Here is a 19188-nt window from a genome sequence, read left to right as displayed (position 1 = left end):
AGCAGATCCAATGGCAAAATCAACGCGAACTGAAACGATCTTCCTGGTCGCCGCCGTGCTCGGTATCCTGCTTGTCTCCAGTGGTGCCACTCTATATTTCAGCGGTTCACTGACGAGCGCTACCGCCTCGGGCGACGAGCCGGGACTGGGCTACCAGACGGTGACCTTGACGGATGCGCAGGTGGAGTGCGAAAAATATGCCCGCGCAGAGTTGGGTAGCCGTATCAAGGCGCTGGCTGTCGATACACACTCGACGCGTTTTGATAGTATGGACAAGCGCTACAAGGTCTTCTTTATCGCCGAGTTGTACGACAGTGGGGATCGTAAGGGCGTGACTAAGTCTTTCCACGTCAACTGTCTCACCCGCGGTGAGCGCGCCACAGTGGCGCAATTCAGCATAGCGGAGGATAAGGAGCAAAAAACCAAGGCGATTCAGCGCGAGGAGGGGGGCGTGTTTGGGTGGCCTCTGTAACCGCTGTGCTGGCTCGAGCAGTGGCACAAGCTAAGCGGGCCGGGTTTCAGTCACTACTGGGCGAGTGATTTGGTTTGACTGGTGTGGTTTAAATTGTGCGGCTCAAGTGAAGTGGCTTAAGCGACTGGGCCCCAGCGGCTCAGACTGAGCGACCCGGCCCCGGTTGAACTCACAGAGCGCGGCGGGATCAGAATCCTAAGTAGCGGCGCCAAGGGGGTAAAGCGATGCAAAACACAAGTTTGATAGCACCGGGTCCGGGGCTTGGACGTGGTATTGCACTGTTGGCCGGCCTGGCGCTGGCAGCGCTTGCCCAGGCTCAGCCGGTGTTCAAATGGGTGGATGAGAAAGGACGCACCCATTACAGTGACACCGCGCCGGTCGACCGGGTGGTTGAGCAGATGAAGGCGCTGCCCGAACTCAATCTGCTGTCCAGCGACGGGCTGGAGAATTTCCCCCCGCAGTTGCAGCGTACCAAGGTCAAGTCACAGCCCACAGCCATTTTGTTGAATCCCGACGGCGGTGGTTCGGCGGCAGCCGACGCGGTATCGACCGAGGTGCCGCTGTTGTATACACCGGTGAGCTATAGCTATTTGCCGGCGCGCTACCAGCGGCGGGTCCGCTGCAGCGGCGGGCACTGCCGGCTCAAGCCCCGGATACCGGAGAAGTATAAGTATCCCCACCAGCGCAAACAGCATGCTGCCGCCCGCCAGCGCAACGCTTCTCACCAACAACGCAACTCTCTACAACAACGCAACTCTCTACAACAACGCTACGGCCATATCAAACCCGTGGGCTTTGACAGCGCCGGGCGCCGGCCGGTGTGCCGCCAAAACTGCGAACCTGCCAAGCCGATACTGTCGCGCCAACTGATACGCTAGCTGCGATTGCGCCGCCGGTAGGCGGCTAAACAGGTCCGGAAACGGCGAGTATTATGCCCGGACAGGCGGTAAGATAACCCCGATTTTTCAGGGATATCGCTATGTCTGCCGCACCGGAACCCCCCATCCACGACGCCGACCAGATCGCGCAGTACGAGCGGGCGCGATTGTCGCGCGACCCGCGCTTCGACGGGCGCTTTTTCACCGGTGTGTTGTCCACCGGTATCTACTGCCGGCCGATCTGTCCGGCGCCGGCCCCCAAGGCCCGCAATGTGGTGTATTTTCACTCCGCCGCCGCGGCTGCGGCGGCGGGCCTGCGTCCCTGCCTGCGCTGCCGCCCCGAGGTGGCGCCGGACAGTGCTGCCTGGAGTGGCACTGAAGCCTGCGTCAGGCGCGCCTTAAAGCTGATTCGGGCCGGGGCCCTCAACGACAACTCCACTGAGGCCCTGGCACAACGCCTGGGGATTACCGACAGGCACCTGCGACGTCTGTTTGCCCGCCATTTGGGCGCGGCGCCGAAAGTGGTCGCGACCACCCAGCGGCTGGCTTTTGCGCGGCAACTGTTGCGCGAAACCAGGCTGCCGATCGGTGAATTGGCACTGGCGGCGGGTTTTAAGAGTGTGCGCCAATTCAACACCGGGTTTCGCCGGGCGTTTGAGATGACGCCGGGAGACTATCGCCGTGCCCAGGCCGGCCCGCGGGCGCAGGCTGGTTTGCGGCTGTTGCTGCACTACCGGCCGCCCTATGCCTGGCGGCAACTGCTGGATTTTTTCACTACCCGGGCCATTCCCGGGGTGGAATCGGTGGATGATGACAGTTACCGGCGAGTGATCAGAGTGGGGACGAGCCTGGGCACGATCGCCGTCAGCCAGGTGCCCGGCAAACACTGCCTGCAACTGGCCATAGAGGGTATCGACAGTGCGCTGTTGACCCAGGTGGTGAACAGGGTGCGCCTGTTGTTCGACCTGGATGCCAGCCCAGCCGCCGTCGCCGAGGTGCTGGCACAGGACCCGCTGCTGGCAGAGACTGTGGCCGCCGTACCGGGGCTGCGCCTGCCCGGCGCCTGGGAGCCGTTTGAACTGGTGGTGCGGGCCGTGCTGGGACAGCAGGTCTCGGTAAAGGCGGCACGCACCTTTGCGGCGCGTATTGTCGAGCGCTGCGGACAACCGCTGGCTGCCGACGCCGCCAGTGATGTCGGCCTGACCCATGCGTTTCCGACACCTTCACAATTGGCGCAGGCCGACCTGAATGGTCTTGGGATCACCGGGCGGCGCATCCGCACGCTGCAGCAGATAGGGGCCGCCATGGCCGCCGGCGATCTGCAACTGGAGCGCGGCATGGATCTGGCGACCTGCCTGGCGCAGTTGCAGGCCCTGCCGGGCATCGGTCCCTGGACCGCGCACTATATCGCCATGCGCGGACTGAGTGAGCCGGACGCGTTTCCCGAAGGGGACCTGGGGTTGTTGAAAGCGCTGCAGCGAGTCGAGCCGCAGGCCGGTGTCAGGGAGTTGTCGCAGCGGGCCGAGGCCTGGCGGCCCTGGCGCGCCTATGCAGTTATGTACCTGTGGCAGACGCTGGCGTAAGCTCGCCGCTGTGGACCTGCGGACCTGCGGACCTGCGGACCTGCGGACCTGCGGACCTGCGGACCTGCGGACCTGCGGACCTGCGGACCTGCGGACCTGCGGACCCATGATCACGATAGTTATTTAAGGAGCCAGGTTTATGCACTACGACTACCTCGAAACCCCTTGCGGACCCCTTTTGATAGCGGGTGGCGATGACGGGTTGCACTTTGTCGAGTTCCAGGACGGCGAGCGCCCGCGGCCGATCCAGGCCGATTGGGAGCAACAGGAGAAACCGCTGCGTGAGGCCAAAAAACAACTGGCCGCTTACTTCAAGGGGGAACTCAAGCAGTTTGACCTGCCGCTGGCATTACTGGGTACGGAATTTCAGCGCCAGGTATGGGAGGCGTTGCAGGCAATTCCCTACGGCGAAACCATCAGTTATCAAACCCTGGCGCAACGTATCGGCAAACCCAAGGCGGTGCGGGCGGTGGGTGCCGCCAACGGCCGCAATCGGCTGCCGGTGGTGATCCCCTGTCACCGGGTTATCGGCAGCAATGGCTCGTTGACCGGTTTTGCCGGCGGTGTGCCTATCAAGCAGTGGCTGTTGGACCATGAAAGCGCCCTGCGGCGCCTGTGTTGAGTGAGTGCACGGCTTGCGCAGCCTGTATTCCGGTTTGAAACCGCTGCTTTCAAACCCCTGCTTACCCCTGGTTTAAAACTCCTGGTTTAAAACGTTGTATCTATACGCCTATGTTGATTAAAACCTGTTGCACTTCCCTGAGCAGCGCAGTGACCCGGGGAAACTTGTCCTCGAGCATAACAATGGATTCCTGGATCGGTTCGTGCTCGCTGTCGCCGGGCTGCTCTTCGGCGTAAAGCAGTGCGTCGATATGGTTTGACAGAGCCCGCAACTGTTCGCGCTGCTCGTCGTCGAGTTGATCGTGGGCGTCGATTTCCCGGTTGAGCTTGGTGAGGAGATCGTTGAGTTGGTCCCGCATAGCGCTGTCCCCTGATGCTGTTGTTTTAAACCACTACAGTCCTGCCTGTGGAGAGAAACCCAAGGCGCCAGGCTCAATTCTAGCCCAGAAGTGGCGCTCAAAGCTTGCGCTTAATCAGGTTTTTCCGCGGCCTCGCGAGCGGTCGACCTGTGACTATCTCTGCCATTGTCCCCTTAACAATCCCGTGCCTATCGCCGTGTCTATCCCCGTACCTATCCCCGTACCTATCCCCGTAACAACAGCCACGCTATAATGCGCGCCCTCAAATCCTGTGTCCCCCTGCCTGAGAGGCCCGATGTGTTAGAAAAGCTGCGCAATATCGCCATTATCGCCCATGTTGACCACGGCAAAACCACCCTGGTCGACAAGCTGTTGCAACAGTCTGGCACCCTCGACCGCAAGGATCAGGGCGTCGAGCGCATCATGGACTCCAACGACCAGGAAAAAGAACGCGGGATTACCATTCTCGCGAAAAATACCGCCATCGAGTGGAATGACTTCCATATCAATATCGTCGACACCCCGGGACATGCCGACTTCGGCGGCGAAGTCGAGCGGGTGCTGTCGATGGTGGACTCGGTGCTGCTGCTGGTGGACGCCGTCGACGGCCCCATGCCCCAGACCCGTTTTGTCACCGCCAAGGCGTTCGAACAGGGCCTGCATCCGATCCTGGTGGTCAACAAAGTCGATCGCCCCGGCGCGCGCCCGGACTGGGTGGTCGATCAGGTGTTCGATCTGTTCGACCGCCTGGGCGCTACCGACGAACAACTGGATTTTCCCATTATTTTTGCCTCGGCAATCAACGGCGTGGCGGGGCTCGAGGTCGATCATCTGGCGGCCGATATGACGCCGTTGTTCGAGATGATTACTGAGAAAGTCGAGCCGCCGGCGGTGGATCGCGACGGCCCGTTTCAGATGCAGATCAGCGCCCTCGACTACAGCAGCTACGTGGGGGTGATCGGTGTCGGGCGGGTTACCCGCGGCAGTGTCGCCCCCAATACCCAGGTCGTGATCGCCAGCGCCGACGGCAGCCAGCGCAAGGGCAAAGTGTTGCAAGTAATGGGGCATCTGGGGTTGGAGCGGGTGGATGTGCAGCGGGCCGAGGCGGGCGATATTGTCTGTATTACCGGTATCGAGGGGCTCAATATTTCCGATACGCTGTGCGCTCCGGACGCTGTCGAAGCGCTGCCGCCGCTGTCGGTGGACGAGCCGACAGTGAGTATGACGTTCCAGGTCAACGACTCACCGTTTGCCGGCAAAGAGGGTAAGTACGTCACCTCCCGCAATATCAAGGAGCGTCTGGAGCAGGAGTTGATTCACAATGTGGCGTTGCGGGTCGAGCAGGGTGACAGCGCCGACAAGTTTATCGTGTCCGGTCGCGGCGAACTGCATCTGTCGGTGCTGATCGAGACCATGCGCCGGGAGGGGTTTGAAATGGGGGTGTCGCGCCCCGAGGTAATCCAGAAAGAAGTGGACGGCGTTATTCAGGAACCCTTCGAGCAGGTGGTGATCGACGTCGAGGAGCAGCACCAGGGCGCGGTCATGGAAGAGCTGGGGCTGCGCAAAGCAGAACTGACCAATATGGAACCCGACGGTAAGGGTCGGGTGAAGCTGGAGTTCGTAGTGCCTTCGCGGGGCCTGATCGGTTTTCGCGGCACTTTCCTGACGCTCACCTCCGGCTCGGGCATTATGACCAGCATCTTCGATCACTACGGCGAAGTCAAACAGGGCGAGGTGACCTCGCGCCAGAACGGCGTGCTGGTCTCCATGGTAAAGGGTAAGACCCTGGCTTATTCGTTGTTTAACCTGCAGGACCGGGGCCGGCTGTTTGTCGGTCACGCGGTCGATGTCTACGAGGGCCAGATTGTCGGGCTGCACTCGCGCAACAACGATCTTGCGGTAAATCCCACCAAGGGCAAGCAACTGACCAATGTACGGGCCTCGGGCACCGACGAGGCCCTGACCCTGACCCCGCCGATCAGGCACTCCCTCGAGCAGGCGCTGGAGTTTATCGAAGACGACGAACTGGTCGAGGTGACCCCGCAGAGCATCCGCCTGCGCAAGAAGCTGTTGACGGAGACCGAGCGCAAGCGCGCGAAAAAATGAGCTAACTATTAACACCGCAGCGATAGGCGCCTAAACTGTAGAGGTCGCCCGGCCATGTGGTAGTGCTGTGATAACACCGGATCAATTGGAGTCCTCCCTGTTCGAATTCGTGTCGGGTCTTGCGGCCACCGATCCGGCCCACGACCTCAGCCACACCCTGCGGGTGGTGGGCAATGCTAAAAGATTCGCGCTGCAAGAACATGCCGATCTGGCCGTCGTGATACCGGCCGCCTGGCTGCACGATTGTGTCACCCTGCCCAAGGATGCCCCCGACAAAAATACGGCTTCGCAACAGGCGGCCGCCACAGCTGTGGATTTGCTGCGCCGGTTGGGCTGCGAGGATGCGCTGCTGGCACCGATCCGGCATGCCATCGAGGCCCATAGCCACAGTGCCGGAATCGCCCCCGAGACACTTGAGGCCCGGGTGGTGCAGGATGCCGACCGCATTGATGCGTTGGGTGCCATCGGCGTGGCCCGCTGTTGTTTGGTTGGGGGCGCTTTGGGTAACCCTCTCTACCACCTGAGCGACCCTTTCTGCGAGCAGCGCCAGCCCGATGACAGCGAGTTCTGTATCGATCACTTTTACCAAAAACTATTTCCCATTGCCGAGACATTGCATACCGGTGCGGCCCGGCGTGAGGCTGCCAACCGCATTGGTTTTATGCACTTGTATATTGCACAGTTGAAGCGGGAGTTGTGAAAAGGTGGGAAATTTAGAGATTGAGTCATACAAGTTGCTCAGTTTTCCATGGCCCCAAAAAGCGCGGCCTCCGTGGGAAGTGCACCACGTTGCTTCGTGCGCTCGTTTGCAGGGCATTAGCTATTTCCAGGGGGACCAGTGAGAATCCTATCGACGGTGGGCTTTTTTCTTTTATTAGGGGGTTGTAGCACTGTCCCGACGGTGGATGCCAGAGCTAACTCGAATGAACAACCAATACCTTTGACGTCAGTGCTGCATAAAAAGAAATGGATTCATGGCGCCATTGATTGCAAGTCAAATGCAGATCCGGCAATTGAAGTGTTTCGTTACGACCATTCGAGCTATGTACTTCGTCAAAATAAGTGCCTTAGCTTTGAAGCGCCTTTTATCTATGTATTATTTGGCGAGGACAAGGCGCTTGTTTTGGATACCGGTGCCACCGAAAGTGCATTGGATTTTCCACTGTATAAAACGGTGGAGTCATTGATCGGGGAGCATGCACAACGAGGAGAGACAATTGAGAGAGCCCTGTTAGTTATTCATTCCCACAGCCATAGCGACCACTATGCCGGTGACTCTCAGTTTGAGGGGAAACCTCATATCACGGTGGTAGAACCAACGGGTGCTGCTGTGCAGCATTTTTTTGGCTTTAGCAAGTGGCCCGATGATGAGGCGCAGATTGATTTGGGTGCTCGAAAGCTGACAATCATTCCAACGCCGGGCCATCAAGAAGACGCGATTGCGGTTTACGATTCAAAAACGAAATGGTTGCTTACCGGGGATACGCTTTACCCTGGTTATATATACGTTAGAGATTGGCAAGCGTACAAAAAAAGTATTGCGCGTTTGGTTTCATTCTCTAAAGCGCATGAGATAACCGCTATATTAGGTGCACATATTGAAATGACAACAAAGGCGGGGGAATACTACCCAATAGGAACGGTGTATCAGCCAAATGAAGCCGGCCTCGCACTACAAATAGAGGATCTTGTGGCTTTGAATTCACAGCTAAAAAATTTAGATAAACCCAAAAAAATTGTGTTTGATAAGTTTATAATAGTGCCAATGAATATATTTCAAAAATTTTTCAGTAGCGTGGCGAAATGGTTTGTTCAATAGCTAAAAGCAAGCAACAGTCGAATTGCCAGCTATATGAGCCTTAACGAATTATGGAAACTGTAATCTGTTATAGGCCTGTGGGCCAAAAAGAATTGGATTTAGTTGTGGAGTCTGGATACAAAGAATGGCCCCCCCGCCTCCCGGAACAACCTATATTCTATCCAGTAACAAATGAGAGATACGCTATTGAATTGACGCAATGGAATATCACTGATTTCGGTGTGGGCTACGTCACCCAATTTGAAGTATATAAAGACTTTATGTGTAGGTATAAAATTGAGTGCGTGGGTGGCGAGCATCACACTGAATGGTGGATTCCTGCTCGAGATCTGGATGAATTAAACAGAAATATAGTTGGAAAAATCAACGTTATCGGTGAGTATCGTAGTTCATAGCAATTTAAGTCAGAATGCCCTTTGGCTGAACACACCGGCGCATGCTTTTGATTGGGGGGTTCAGCCTAAAAAATAGAAATTTAGACTATTTGTGAGGAAAATATATGATTTATCAAGTTTCAGGTGATATCTTGCTTAGCCAGGCGCAGGTGATCGCGCATGGTATAGCCGCCAACGATCCGATGAGTCAGGGTTTGGCACTCTCGCTCCACCGGAAGTATCCTGCTATGCACAAAGACTTTCATCACTGGTGTCACCAGAGCCACCCCAAAGCGGGAACTGCCTGGTTGTGGGGCGGTGCGGATAGTGTACGTGTAGTGAACCTGATCACCCAAGAAGGCGGCTTTGGTAAAGGCGCACGGCCTGGAAAGGCAACGCTAAAGCATGTTCGAGATAGCTTGAAAGCGTTAAAGAAAATTATTCAAAAAGAAAACTTCAAATCCGTTGCCTTGCCTAAGCTGGCTACCGGCGTTGGGGGGTTGATCTGGGATGATGTACTTCCGGTCATTGAGGGCGTATTGGGTGAAATGGATATACCCGTTTATTTATACACCGACTATCATGCGGGTAAGCAGGCAAGCGAAGTTAACCTGACTTAGATCAAGTGAGAAAGTGCTGCAAAGATTATATGGTATAGCCCGTTGGGCCTTAAACGGCTTCAAGTCGCTTGACCGGACATCGCAACTTGATATTCTGCTGTGCATCGGTTGTCGGTTATTAGGGTGTTATGTGAGGCAGTGCTGATGAACAGACTTATAATTTTAATTCCTCTGGTCTTTATATTTATAGGGTGTGATAACGCTAATGTGAGAGTTGCTAACGAGAAAATTAGTTCTTATAAATTTCTCGATGAAATGTACCGGGATGGATATTTTCCCAATAATCTAGTTGATAAAGGCCGAGGTATTCTTCTTGAGCTTTGTCTTGAAATCGAGAAGAAGAGACCCGTTTCCCCTGCAGAGGTGTACAAACTAACTCACACTGCAACAGAAAAGTTTAATAGGCTGGCCTTGGAGTTTGAGGCGCAAGGGAGCGAGATCGAAACAGCCGCAAGAGAGAATATAGGTATGGACATAGAGTTTATTCTGAAGGCATACGGATATGACCTCGATCTTGAAGAGGCCATTGCGCCACGTAACTGGTAACTCCATAACAATCACAGATAAGGTTTTGCTGGTGGCGCAATGCAGATAATTGCAGCAGAGAAAATAACATTACGTGCAGCTTAGACAATTTAGAGTATTGCTGTTGTTTCAGTAGTGCTCTATGTACAAACGCCAGAAAATTTACTGAACCACCGCAAGCGCTATTTACCCCGGCCAGTATGCGTCGTGTTATGGATCAAAAATACTCGGGATGGTAATGTAGATGGAAATAAAAATAGACGATTTATCAGATCCCAGAATTGAGGAATTCCTCAATGAGCATATAGAGGATATGAAGTCGGTGTCACCGCCTGAGAGCAAACACGCCCTCGATCTGGAAGGGCTGAAGGAGCCCAGCGTCACATTTTGGTCTGCGTGGGAAAAAGGCGTATTAATTGGTTGTAGCGCGCTTAAAGGGTTGGACGGTACACACGCTGAAATTAAATCCATGCGTGTGTCGACTAAACATAGAGGGCGGGGATATGCCTCAAAGTTGTTAAAGCATATATTGAATGAGGCGACATTAATGGGTTATGGCAGGTTAAGCTTGGAGACTGGTTCGATGCCTTTCTTTAATCCGGCTCGTAAACTCTATGAAAGCTTTGGGTTCAGGTACTGTGCCCCTTTTTCAGATTATAAGGAAGATCCACATAGTGTCTTCATGTCGTTAGATCTTGCTAATAATGTATAAAAAGCCAACCAGGGAGAAGTAAAACCCCGCTTTGCTTCTGTTCTTTCCCTCCCACTGGGCTGTTATGTAATAAGATCGAGGTTCAAATAACATGAAAAGGTCTATATTCACTTGCAAGTTAGATATTCACCACCGTTATTATCGGGCTTCATTTGCTATTAAGTCATGGAGTGAAGGCATTCGTAATCGGCGATAAATCTTGGCTGCAGGGACAGGTGTTGAAATATTTCGCTTTAGCTATCAATTTATTGTTTATTAAAAGCTTCAACGACTGCTATCATATCATCACTTCCGTATCCGTTCATTGCAACTTGCTTATACAATAGTTCACTGGTGTCGGCCAGCGGTGTGATGGCACCCATAAGCCTGGCGGATTTTGTTATTAGTTGATTGTTGTACAGGACATCCGATATTGAGGCCTGGGTGTGGTAGTCTTTCGTTAATAGCTTTGCAAGCTTAACCCGCATGACATCGTTAGCCATAGGGCCCGAGCAAAGAACCTGTTTAAAAATATCCATATCGATGCCCGCATGTTTTGCGAAGTTGACCGCTTCAGTGAGCGATGTCACCAGTCCAATTAAATAAGTATTTACAGCCAGCTTTGTTTGCATTGCTTTTGGGACGGCGCCACATTCAACAATAGAGGCAGTTATTGGAGCCAACAACGAGGTAAGCTTTATACGAAGGCTTTTTTCTCCTGCGATCATTGCAACAAGCTTCCCCTGTTCTGCTGGAAGCCGAGAGCCAGAAACGGGGGCTTCCAGATAATGTCCTGCGGCGTTTTTGATATCCCTGGCAAGGTCTGCGGAATAGTTGGGCAAAGTGGTTCCCATATGGACTATAACTTTATTTTTTACCAGGCGTTTAAAACGCTCTGAAGGGCGGTGGAGAATGGTGTCGATTACTCGATCGTTGGCCAGCATCATGAGTATGATTGAGCAAGAGCTGAACACTTCATCTGAATCTCGAGCAACGCTTGCCCCGTATTTCGCCAAATTTTCGGATTTTTCAATACTTCGGTTCCAAACTGTAAGCTTGCACCCCGCTTTCACTAAGTTTGTGGCCATGGGTTCTCCCATGCTCCCAAGCCCTATAAAGCCAATGTGTTCTTTCACTACTCTTTTTCCTTTAGTGAATAAGTTGATTGATTGCTTTGCCAGGCCAGGGCCTGCTCCAGCCGATCGTCTCCCCAAAACAGCTCACCATCTTCTGTAATAAAACTGGGCGCTCCAAAAACCCCCTTTTTTATCGCCTCGGCGGTATGTTCCCTTAATCTTTTCTTTAAGGCCGGGCTTTGTGCTGTGGCAAGTGCCTCTGCTGTCTCTACGCCAAGTTTTACCAGAATATTGCTTAAAATATCCGGATTTGAAATATCTTCCCCCAGTGCAAATTCGGCAATGAAGACCGATTTGCAGAAATTTCGTGTCCAATCATCGGCTTCTTCTAAGAGGGCTAAACGTGTTGCAAGCAAACTCCGGGCAGGGAAAGGCTCTGGTAACTGAAAACGAAGGCCACGCTGTACGGCGATACGTTGCATATCGCGCTTCATATACGCCCCCTTCGCCGGATAGATATTAAAAGGGGAGGTATTCCAACCTTGTTCTTTAAACACCGGGCCCAGCAGAAAAGGCCTCCATTCGATATCTACTTTTGCGGTTGCCGCCAACTGATCAATACGCATTGCCGATAGATAGGAGTAGTTTGAAGCGAGGTCATACCAAAATTCCAATCGGGCCATCTTACTGGTCGTCCTGTATAGTTTGGAAATACTATATACTAAACCGCGTATCAGCGATAATGACTTTGCGATCACCGAACTTTTCTGCCTGTGCACCGAAAAGAGGTTGACCAATTCCCCAAAAGAGATTTTGAATGGCAATAGCGAAGGAAAAATCGGCCCTCAACCAGCTAAATTCTTCTTCTATTGGACTCTGAAAAAGGCCGAATGAAGAACGAACTGCGAAACTAACCAGTATAATGATGCATACTGCTACCAGAACAGGCGTGAACAAAGCGCTATCCTTTGCTGTGTTTGTCAGTGTTGTCATTCTGTCCCCATTTTTGTGTCGCGCTTTGCCGGCACGCACGTACTAGCTTGGGGACTTTAGGGCCCCCAGTGTTTTCAGAATTTTCCTCATCGGGATTTAGTATCCGTGTTCTCAATACCCGGCTTTGCAAAAGTGTGCCCTGTATCTCCTCGCCGCCATTTTTGATGAGCGCGGATTGCCAGATCGACAAATACCCGCTTGGCTACAACGGTAGTGAACTAATTTAAATGCCTTGCCGCCTATAATTCCACTTTATCAAAAAGGGGTTGTTGTGCATAATGAATAGTATTGAAGTTTTACTTTCGATTTGTTGAAGTATGAATACGACCTTTGACTTGAACGCCTTGCGGACCGTGGTTGCCGGAGCAAAATATGGAAGCTTTGCCCGCGCAGCTCGACATCTTGGTCGGTCGCAGTCGGCGATCAGTATGCAATTAAAAAAGCTGGAGGAGCAGGCCGGCGTCCCATTATTTGTACGCAATGGCAGCAGGCTGGTGCCGACAGAAGCAGGTCAAAAGCTATTGACTTATGCCGAGCGCATGATTGCTCTCAATGATGAGGCGGTCGCTTCTCTCGGGGCCAGTGCTTATGCAGCCACTGTGCGGCTGGGAATGCCGCAGGATTTTGCAGATCAAATTCTACCGCGTGTTCTGCAACTGTTTGTGCAAGAACATCCCAATGTCCATGTTGAAGCACATATTGGCCGAAACTATGCACTGGCGGAAGAAGTCAGATTAGCGCAGTTGGATATTGCGCTACTGTTTACACCGGAGTACAACAATGATTGTGGCGATCTTATCGCTGAGATGGATATGGTTTGGGCAGGTCCTGCCGACCCGGATCTGGTAAAAGATGGCGCACCTGTTCCAATAGTGGCTTTTAACTTTCCATGCGAATTTCGTAAACATACGATAGAGGCACTTGAAAAAGCTGATCGGTTGTGGCGTTTCGCACTCACAACACCGAGTTTAGCGGGTATCTGGGCAGCCATTTCGGCTGGCCTGGGAGTGACTGTGAGAACAGAGTATCAAACGCCAAAACCATTTCTTAAGCTGAATGAAATCGTCGATCTACCAAGTTTGCCAAAGATGTTTGTCGCTCAAATCGAACATTCAGCGCTAACCCCCGCGGCTTGCGATCTTTCCCGAATAGTAAAGTCAGTCGCCAGTGAACAACTTCGGGGAGAATGACCAACCGTTAACTTCCTTATTTGGATCGAGCCAACTTTCCGCGCACAATTTTCCGACGGGCAAAGCATCAGGCAGATATGGTCATGATTGAAATTAAACATCCAAAAGAGCTGGCGCGTTTACGCCGCTTGGCCTTGGCTGCACAAGGTCTGCTGCAGACCCAGCCCTATGGACGTGGTTTGCCGGGCGCACGTAAAGCGATTAACCATATAGGCTATGTGCAAATCGACACCATATCGGTGGTGGAGCGAGCGCACCATCATGTTTTTCACTCCAGAGTGCCTAAGTTCGAACCAGCCATGACAAATCAGATGTTGCTCGATGGAGATATTTTTGAGTATTGGGCACACGCGGCGGCTTTTCTACCCAGCGCAGATTTTCGCTTTTCCTTACCCTACAAACACGCCATTAAAAGCGGCCAAACCCATTGGTACAGAACCCCTGATAAGAAGCTTATGCGTGAACTATTGGCCCGCATACGCTCTGATGGCCCAATACGATCCCGGGATATAGAAACTAGTGGCGCAAAACGTGCTGGCTGGTGGAACTGGAAGCCTGCCAAAAAGGCACTCGAACAGTTGTATATGGAAGGCGATTTAATGGTTAGCGATCGCGAAGGTTTCCAAAAAACGTATGATCTAACCGAGCGGGTGTTACCATCCCATATAAATTCACAACCGCCCAGCGTGGAAGAATTTGCGGCGTATATTGTAGACCAACAGTTGCGCTGCCATGGGCTTGTTTCACTCAAAGGCTTGACCTATCGACGCCGCAATGCTGAGCTGCGCAAAGCGGTTAAAGCCCTGGTAAACGAGAGGTTGGTGCAGCGAGATTTAGAACAAGTGCGAGTGAGCAACGGCGAAGTATTTGTATTGCAAACGGGTGCGCTTGAACGACCTTTTCCCCGGTTGAACAGCCGGATGTTGATTCTTTCGCCATTTGACAACAGCGTCATCCAGCGCGAACGGCTCAAAGCGCTGTTTCACTACGATTATCAGATAGAATGTTATGTGCCCGCAGCTAAACGCCGGTATGGTTACTTTTGCCTGCCACTACTTTATCGTGATGAGTTTATTGGGCGAATGGATTGTAAGGCCCATCGAAAAAGTCGTCAGTTAGAGATCAAATCATTATATTTTGAACAACACAGTTTTGATGAGGACGCAGTTACTACTGCATTTATAAACGCCGTCACACAGTTCTGTCATTTTCAACAATGTGATACAGTGTCTGTGACTAACGTCCATCCAAAATATCTAACCCAACATTTGTGCAGTGCGCTGAGGTCTTTAGGGTGATACCAAGGTGTTGAGGCAACCAGGACCTTTGATCTTAGCGGCTGCCAGTTGTTTTTGCTTCAGTGGAAATCCGGCTAAGCCAATGTGCGGGGTTTTTTCACTACTTGTCCTTTCAAGCCATTTGCTTGGGAAAACTTGCACAGATATAGCCGATAAACCCATTAATACCATGCTATTAAACTTTTACCTTCGGCTTCAACACACCCTCCGTCAGAGTCAGGCCCACCGGCTTGGCTCCGGGGAAGACCGCTGCCAGTTGCGTCTGTGGAATCTGCCAGTGTTGTTGCAACAAGGCGGCGGTCCAGGCGCGCATATCTGAGGTGGGCATCAGGTCGCGTCCCTCGTAAAGATCCTTCTCTCCCAGTCCCGGCCACTCCCCCAGTACCCGGCCGCCGCGCAGCGCCCCGCCGGCCAATAGCAGGGCCGAAGCCGTGCCGTGGTCGGTGCCGCGGGTGCCGTTGTTTTTTACGGTGCGGCCGAATTCGGTGGCGATCACCACCAGGGTCTGCTGCCAGGTTTGGCCCAGGTGTTCACACAGGATTTGTAACCCGGCATCGAGCTGCCCGAACTGCTGGCTGAGGCGTCCGGGCTGGTTGTTGTGAGTGTCCCAACCGCCCATCTCGAGCATGGCGCAGTCGGGGCCGCCGGGGGCGGCCAACAGGGTGGCGCAGGCTTTGGCGAGGTGTTGCAAGCGCGGTCGCCGTCTGCCGGCGAGATCGCCGACCTTGGCGCGGGTCTCCAGCGCCTCCTGCAGGCGTTGGTGCAGGCGCACGTCGTTTTCATACAGCTTGAGTAGGCGGGCGTAGAGGTCGCTATCGGCGCCCGGCAGGTGGTCGGGGTACCAGGTGCTTGCCGCCGCTTCTCCGCGCAGCGCGATCGGCAGCGAGCGGGCAATAGCCAGACCCTCACCGCGATAGGCCGACAGGGCGCGGGCGAGCCAGCCGCTGTCGTGATCAGCCGGGGCGAGCCCGCTTTCCAACACATCCTGGCCTTCAAAATGCGAGCGGGAGCGATAGGGTGTCGCCACCGCTACCACCGGGGCCAGTTGGCGTTTTACATACAGGCCGTGCAGGAATTTCAGATCCGGGTGCAGACCGAAACCGCGTTCGAGCGGCAGTAACTTATCGACCAAGGGCTCTGCCAGGCTGCGGCGCTGCTGCATCAGCCCGGCGTCGAATGCCGGCACCACTGCGTGCAGCGAGTCCAGCCCGCCGCGCAACAACAGCCAGACAATTTTCGGCCTCGGGGCCGGCGCTTTGGTTGCCGCCAGGCCCAGTGCCGGCAACTGCCACAGCGCCAGCCCGCTACCGGCCAGTTTCACGAAGCCGCGCCTTTTCAGTGACGGATAATCGGCGATGTTTTTCACACTTATCTCCTTTGAAATTCCGGACTCATCAACAGCAGGGCGATACCCTGGGTGCGGCTCTCGGCGCGCTCGATGGCGGTGCGGGTGGCCGGGGTCAGTGCCGCGCCCAGGCTGTTGTGTGCCAGTCGCTCAGCATCCAGCCCCAGGCGACCGCTGAAGCGGGCCGCCCAGTCGATGCGTGCCAACAGTGCATCGGCGCCGTCCCAGGCGCTCTCGCTGTCGCCGTAGCCGGCCGGTGAGCCGGCATTGAACGGGCGTTGACCCAGCAGCTCCAGCGCGCCGATCAATTCCCGGGCCTGCCAGCCGGCGGCACCGGTGGCGCGGCAGGCGGAGATAAGGAATTCCCGCGGTGTCTTGAATTTTTGCGGCTCGGGTTCCCAGGCGGCCGGGTGGTTGATCAGTTCGGTGATGACGGCGCCCAGATCGCCGCCGCTGGCCTGCCAGCGCCGCGTCATCTGTTCGACCAGCGCCGGTGCCGGTTTGTCGCTGACAAAGTGTTGCGCCAGTTTACGCGACAGAAAACGGGCGGTGGCAGGGTGGCGGGCGAGGTCCGTGAGAACGGCTTTTCCCTGCGCCAGGCCGGCTTCAGCATAGGTCTTGCCCAATACTCTCCTGGCGCCCGGTTGATGGCCCTGGGTGCGAAAGACGAAGCCCCTGGGCTCTGGTTCCCGGGGGCGGGTAATACTCCAGCCGCTAATGGCCAGGGCCAGTTCGATCACATCCTGCTGGTCGTAGCCGCCGTTCACCCCGAGGGTGTGTAACTCCAGGATTTCCCGGGCCAGGTTTTCGTTGAGACCGCGTTGCCTGTTGCGCCGGCCGATCATCGAATCCGGGCCGAAGGAGCGTTCGTTGTTGAGGTAAACCAGCATCGCCGGGTGACTGCTGACGGCCAGTAGCATGTCCTCGAATTTGCCGAACACATGTGGGGCGATCGCTTCGTGTTCCAGGGTGGGCGCCAGGGCCAGCAGCGCCGCACCGCGGCTGCTGACACTAAAGTGATTCGAGAAAAATTCCCGCAGGCGCCAGGCCAGGCTGTCACCGCTGCCGATAGCGCTTTCCAGTGTGTTGCCCACCTGCGCCGCGAAGGACCGGGCCAGGGGGCGACGCGGGGGGGTATCGGGTTTGTTACCGTCTTTTTTTATCGCCTGTTTAGCCTGCCGAAACAGCGCCAGTTGTGCCAGCGCGGCGGCTGCGCCCGGCTGGTTAGGATCGAGTGGCGGTTTGCCGATTTGTCGCAGCAGCCAGCCCCGGGGGTCGGTTTGAGCGGCGGCTATTTCCCCGGGCCGGGCGCCCAGACCAAAGCGGTTGGCGGCGATAGTGGCCAGATATGTCATAAGGCGAGGGTCCCCGCTCGCAGAGATTGCTAAGGTGGCTTTCACTATCCTAACGCACGGCTGCGCCGATGGTTGACAGGGCTCTGCCCGGGCGCCATTGTGCCCGTCGATTTGGTGGAAAGACGGTGAACCCGATGGGCTCTTCGCTGCAGACTTTGACGCTGTTTGACTTGAGTTTTGCGCTGATTCCGGTGGTGGTGGTGGCGATGATCTACGCCCGCTGGCTCGGCGGCGCCGGCCAGGTGGCTGTGGCCAGTGCGCGCATGGTATTGCAACTGCTACTGGTGGGTTACGCCTTGCAGTATGTGTTTGCGCAGGATGCCAGGCCCCTGTCACTGGCGGTATTGCTGTTGATGATTACGGTATCGACGGCCATAGCACTGCGCCCTGTGTCCGAACGCGGCAAACGCCACTGGCAGGCGGCGCTGTTGGGTATCGGCGGTGGTGGCAGTCTCAACCTGGCGTTGGTTATGGGGTTGGTGCTCGGCACTGCGGACTGGCATTTACCCAGCACCTTGATTCCGCTGGCGGGAATGGTGTATGCCAGCGGTATGAACGCGGTGAGCCTGGCCGCCGAGCGTTTCAGTGCTGAAATCGACCGCGGCGAGGTCTATATCGGGGCGCGCCGGCAGGCGTTTAACTCTGCCATGCTGCCGCAGATCAACAGTCTGCTGGCCGTAGGACTGGTATCGCTGCCGGGCATGATGACCGGGCAGATACTGAGCGGCGTATCGCCGCTGATCGCCGTGCGCTACCAGATAATGGTGATGTGTATGCTGCTTGGCAGCGCCGGTATCGGGGCTGCTTTGTATCTCTGGTGGTTGGGGCGGGGTAATGAAATTGAGAAAGCCGGTGAGGCCAGTGGTTGAGTTTTGCTGTTGGATGCTCAGCGCCACTCGGCACGGGGTATTTTCAGCTTTCCGAAACAAAGACCTTTGCCGTCGGACACTGCTTGCTACTACACTCTACCGCTGACACGGGACTTCAGTGTGCGCCTCGAGGGACGCCTGCAACTTAGCAACTTAATAAAATTTGCTGCGTTGTATAAACCCGACGACATGGGCTTAAGTTGCTAAGTTGCAGGCGTCCCTCAACTGGGGTTGTGGCAAGCAGCTCCAGGCCGCAGATGTACCGCTATCGAGAGGTCTGACACAGTTACCCCCGGCGTGAACCGGCCGGGATAGCGTGCTTCTCCCTCTCCGGAGTAACCGACCAATAGTGCAAGTTAAAAAAAGACTATCGGAAACCTACGAATCAGAATTGTGCCTTGAACAGGGTTAATGTTTTTGTCGGGACCCTCTGGCGAAGTCGAATTTCATACACTTTTTTGTGCACTGATTAACTCATTTCTTCTTCAGGCGAGAATATTTTCGAAAAATTAAACGCCTTTGGTGTGGCGCCGGCTTCGCGCAGCAGTTTCAATCTTTCCACGCCTTCCTGCAGTGTGGGGATATGGCCCGCCGGAATCCACCACAGTGCCAGATACGGTTTACCCAGCAAGTGGAACCACTCTTTGCGACGCATAACAAACGCTTTGTGCTGCGTGTGATAGACAAAGCTGCGCAGCGACTGCACGTCAGCCCACACGCTCAGGTTGGAAAGCAGCTCGGGATCATCGAACGCCTGGTAAGACAGGGCGTTGCCACTGTCATCCTGCAGGCGCCAGATAAAACCGGGTGACCGTTCAGCCAGCGCGTTGATGCGATCCAGGTTGTCGACGAATTCGGCTAGCCGGGGGTCATCTTGCGGTGCCAGTAGCTGCCCGACGTTGATTTGGGCGAGATGATAATGATTTTGTGCTGTATTCATGAGCCTAGTATAGCGGCGGCCGGCCACCGGCGTATTGAATAAAATTGCGTTTGCAGCCGCTTAGTGTAGTGGGC

21 protein-coding genes are annotated in these 19188 nt (G+C 54.8%); 14 read left to right on the top strand and 7 right to left on the bottom strand.

Annotated features, from left to right (window positions below; all coding sequences use genetic code 11):
* Positions 1-10: 10 nt before the first annotated feature.
* From FKG94_RS24130 to FKG94_RS24115, 4 genes are all read left to right on the top strand, one after another.
* Positions 11-472: a hypothetical protein gene (locus FKG94_RS24130; protein ID WP_142929516.1), complete on the top strand. Its 462-nt coding sequence runs from the start codon at positions 11-13 to the stop codon at positions 470-472.
* Between the two features lie 224 nt (positions 473-696).
* The gene (locus FKG94_RS24125) at positions 697-1350 is read left to right on the top strand and encodes a DUF4124 domain-containing protein (protein ID WP_142929515.1); all 654 of its coding nucleotides are present in this window, start codon (positions 697-699) and stop codon (positions 1348-1350) included.
* Between the two features lie 101 nt (positions 1351-1451).
* Positions 1452-2933: a DNA-3-methyladenine glycosylase 2 family protein gene (locus tag FKG94_RS24120; RefSeq protein WP_142929514.1), complete on the top strand. Its 1482-nt coding sequence runs from the start codon at positions 1452-1454 to the stop codon at positions 2931-2933.
* A gap of 139 nt (positions 2934-3072) precedes the next feature.
* Complete coding sequence (locus tag FKG94_RS24115; protein WP_142929513.1) at positions 3073-3555, top strand: methylated-DNA--[protein]-cysteine S-methyltransferase; 483 nt, start codon at positions 3073-3075, stop codon at positions 3553-3555.
* Positions 3556-3655: 100 nt separating this feature from the next.
* Here FKG94_RS24115 and FKG94_RS24110 read toward each other — a convergent pair whose 3' ends face one another.
* Positions 3656-3913 carry a DUF4404 family protein gene (locus FKG94_RS24110; RefSeq protein ID WP_142929512.1) on the bottom strand — a complete coding sequence of 86 codons (258 nt, stop codon included), beginning with the start codon at positions 3911-3913 and terminating at the stop codon, positions 3656-3658.
* A gap of 297 nt (positions 3914-4210) precedes the next feature.
* On the opposite strand from FKG94_RS24110, the gene typA reads away from it, so the two are divergent.
* The 7 genes from typA to FKG94_RS24075 all read left to right on the top strand — a co-directional run bounded on the left by typA (position 4211) and on the right by FKG94_RS24075 (position 10069).
* Positions 4211-6019 (top strand): translational GTPase TypA, encoded by a 1809-nt coding sequence (typA, locus tag FKG94_RS24105; protein WP_179957794.1) that lies wholly within the window; start codon positions 4211-4213, stop codon positions 6017-6019.
* A gap of 67 nt (positions 6020-6086) precedes the next feature.
* Positions 6087-6719 carry an HD domain-containing protein gene (locus FKG94_RS24100; RefSeq protein WP_218943632.1) on the top strand — a complete coding sequence of 211 codons (633 nt, stop codon included), beginning with the start codon at positions 6087-6089 and terminating at the stop codon, positions 6717-6719.
* A gap of 138 nt (positions 6720-6857) precedes the next feature.
* Positions 6858-7838, top strand: coding sequence for an MBL fold metallo-hydrolase (locus FKG94_RS24095; RefSeq protein ID WP_218943631.1), 981 nt, complete (start codon positions 6858-6860; stop codon positions 7836-7838).
* A 50-nt stretch (positions 7839-7888) separates the two neighbouring features.
* Entirely contained in the window at positions 7889-8233 is a 345-nt protein-coding gene (locus tag FKG94_RS24090; protein ID WP_142929510.1) for a hypothetical protein, read from the top strand.
* Between the two features lie 104 nt (positions 8234-8337).
* Complete coding sequence (locus FKG94_RS24085) at positions 8338-8832, top strand: macro domain-containing protein (RefSeq protein WP_142929509.1); 495 nt, start codon at positions 8338-8340, stop codon at positions 8830-8832.
* A gap of 144 nt (positions 8833-8976) precedes the next feature.
* Positions 8977-9378 carry a DUF5713 family protein gene (locus FKG94_RS24080; protein ID WP_218943630.1) on the top strand — a complete coding sequence of 134 codons (402 nt, stop codon included), beginning with the start codon at positions 8977-8979 and terminating at the stop codon, positions 9376-9378.
* Between the two features lie 223 nt (positions 9379-9601).
* On the top strand, positions 9602-10069 hold the full coding sequence (locus FKG94_RS24075) for a GNAT family N-acetyltransferase (RefSeq protein ID WP_142929508.1): 468 nt from the start codon (positions 9602-9604) through the stop codon (positions 10067-10069).
* A 245-nt stretch (positions 10070-10314) separates the two neighbouring features.
* On the opposite strand, the gene FKG94_RS24070 is transcribed toward FKG94_RS24075, so the two are convergent.
* From FKG94_RS24070 to FKG94_RS24060, 3 genes are read right to left on the bottom strand one after another with little or no spacing between them, the layout of a single operon-like run.
* A complete protein-coding gene (locus FKG94_RS24070) occupies positions 10315-11184 on the bottom strand; it encodes an NAD(P)-dependent oxidoreductase (protein WP_218943629.1) in 870 nt (289 codons plus the stop codon).
* A complete protein-coding gene (locus FKG94_RS24065; protein WP_142929507.1) occupies positions 11184-11807 on the bottom strand; it encodes a 2-hydroxychromene-2-carboxylate isomerase in 624 nt (207 codons plus the stop codon). The genes FKG94_RS24070 and FKG94_RS24065 overlap by 1 nt, the downstream gene beginning before the upstream one ends.
* 31 nt (positions 11808-11838) lie before the next feature.
* Entirely contained in the window at positions 11839-12117 is a 279-nt protein-coding gene (locus FKG94_RS24060) for a hypothetical protein (RefSeq protein ID WP_218943628.1), read from the bottom strand.
* Positions 12118-12434: 317 nt separating this feature from the next.
* Between FKG94_RS24060 and FKG94_RS24055 the strand changes: the two genes are divergently transcribed.
* Together FKG94_RS24055 and FKG94_RS24050 are read left to right on the top strand one after the other, a co-directional pair.
* Positions 12435-13307: a LysR family transcriptional regulator gene (locus tag FKG94_RS24055; RefSeq protein WP_142929506.1), complete on the top strand. Its 873-nt coding sequence runs from the start codon at positions 12435-12437 to the stop codon at positions 13305-13307.
* A gap of 83 nt (positions 13308-13390) precedes the next feature.
* Positions 13391-14605 (top strand): winged helix-turn-helix domain-containing protein, encoded by a 1215-nt coding sequence (locus FKG94_RS24050; RefSeq protein WP_142929505.1) that lies wholly within the window; start codon positions 13391-13393, stop codon positions 14603-14605.
* A 175-nt stretch (positions 14606-14780) separates the two neighbouring features.
* On the opposite strand, the gene FKG94_RS24045 is transcribed toward FKG94_RS24050, so the two are convergent.
* Together FKG94_RS24045 and FKG94_RS24040 are read right to left on the bottom strand one after the other, a co-directional pair.
* Positions 14781-15971 carry a DUF1501 domain-containing protein gene (locus FKG94_RS24045; protein WP_218943626.1) on the bottom strand — a complete coding sequence of 397 codons (1191 nt, stop codon included), beginning with the start codon at positions 15969-15971 and terminating at the stop codon, positions 14781-14783.
* Between the two features lie 2 nt (positions 15972-15973).
* The gene (locus tag FKG94_RS24040; protein WP_142929504.1) at positions 15974-17305 is read right to left on the bottom strand and encodes a DUF1800 domain-containing protein; all 1332 of its coding nucleotides are present in this window, start codon (positions 17303-17305) and stop codon (positions 15974-15976) included.
* Positions 17306-17439: 134 nt separating this feature from the next.
* Between FKG94_RS24040 and FKG94_RS24035 the strand changes: the two genes are divergently transcribed.
* On the top strand, positions 17440-18174 hold the full coding sequence (locus FKG94_RS24035; RefSeq protein WP_218943625.1) for an ABC transporter permease: 735 nt from the start codon (positions 17440-17442) through the stop codon (positions 18172-18174).
* Between the two features lie 469 nt (positions 18175-18643).
* Here the strand turns inward: FKG94_RS24035 and FKG94_RS24030 are convergent, their stop codons facing one another.
* Positions 18644-19114 carry a DUF3291 domain-containing protein gene (locus FKG94_RS24030; protein WP_142929503.1) on the bottom strand — a complete coding sequence of 157 codons (471 nt, stop codon included), beginning with the start codon at positions 19112-19114 and terminating at the stop codon, positions 18644-18646.
* Positions 19115-19188: the final 74 nt, after the last annotated feature.

Origin of the sequence: Exilibacterium tricleocarpae (assembly GCF_007004655.1) — a bacterium.
Lineage (GTDB): Bacteria > Pseudomonadota > Gammaproteobacteria > Pseudomonadales > Cellvibrionaceae > Exilibacterium > Exilibacterium tricleocarpae.
The sequence above is the reverse complement of the archived record's forward strand: the minus strand, read 5'-3'. Positions and strand labels throughout refer to the sequence as shown.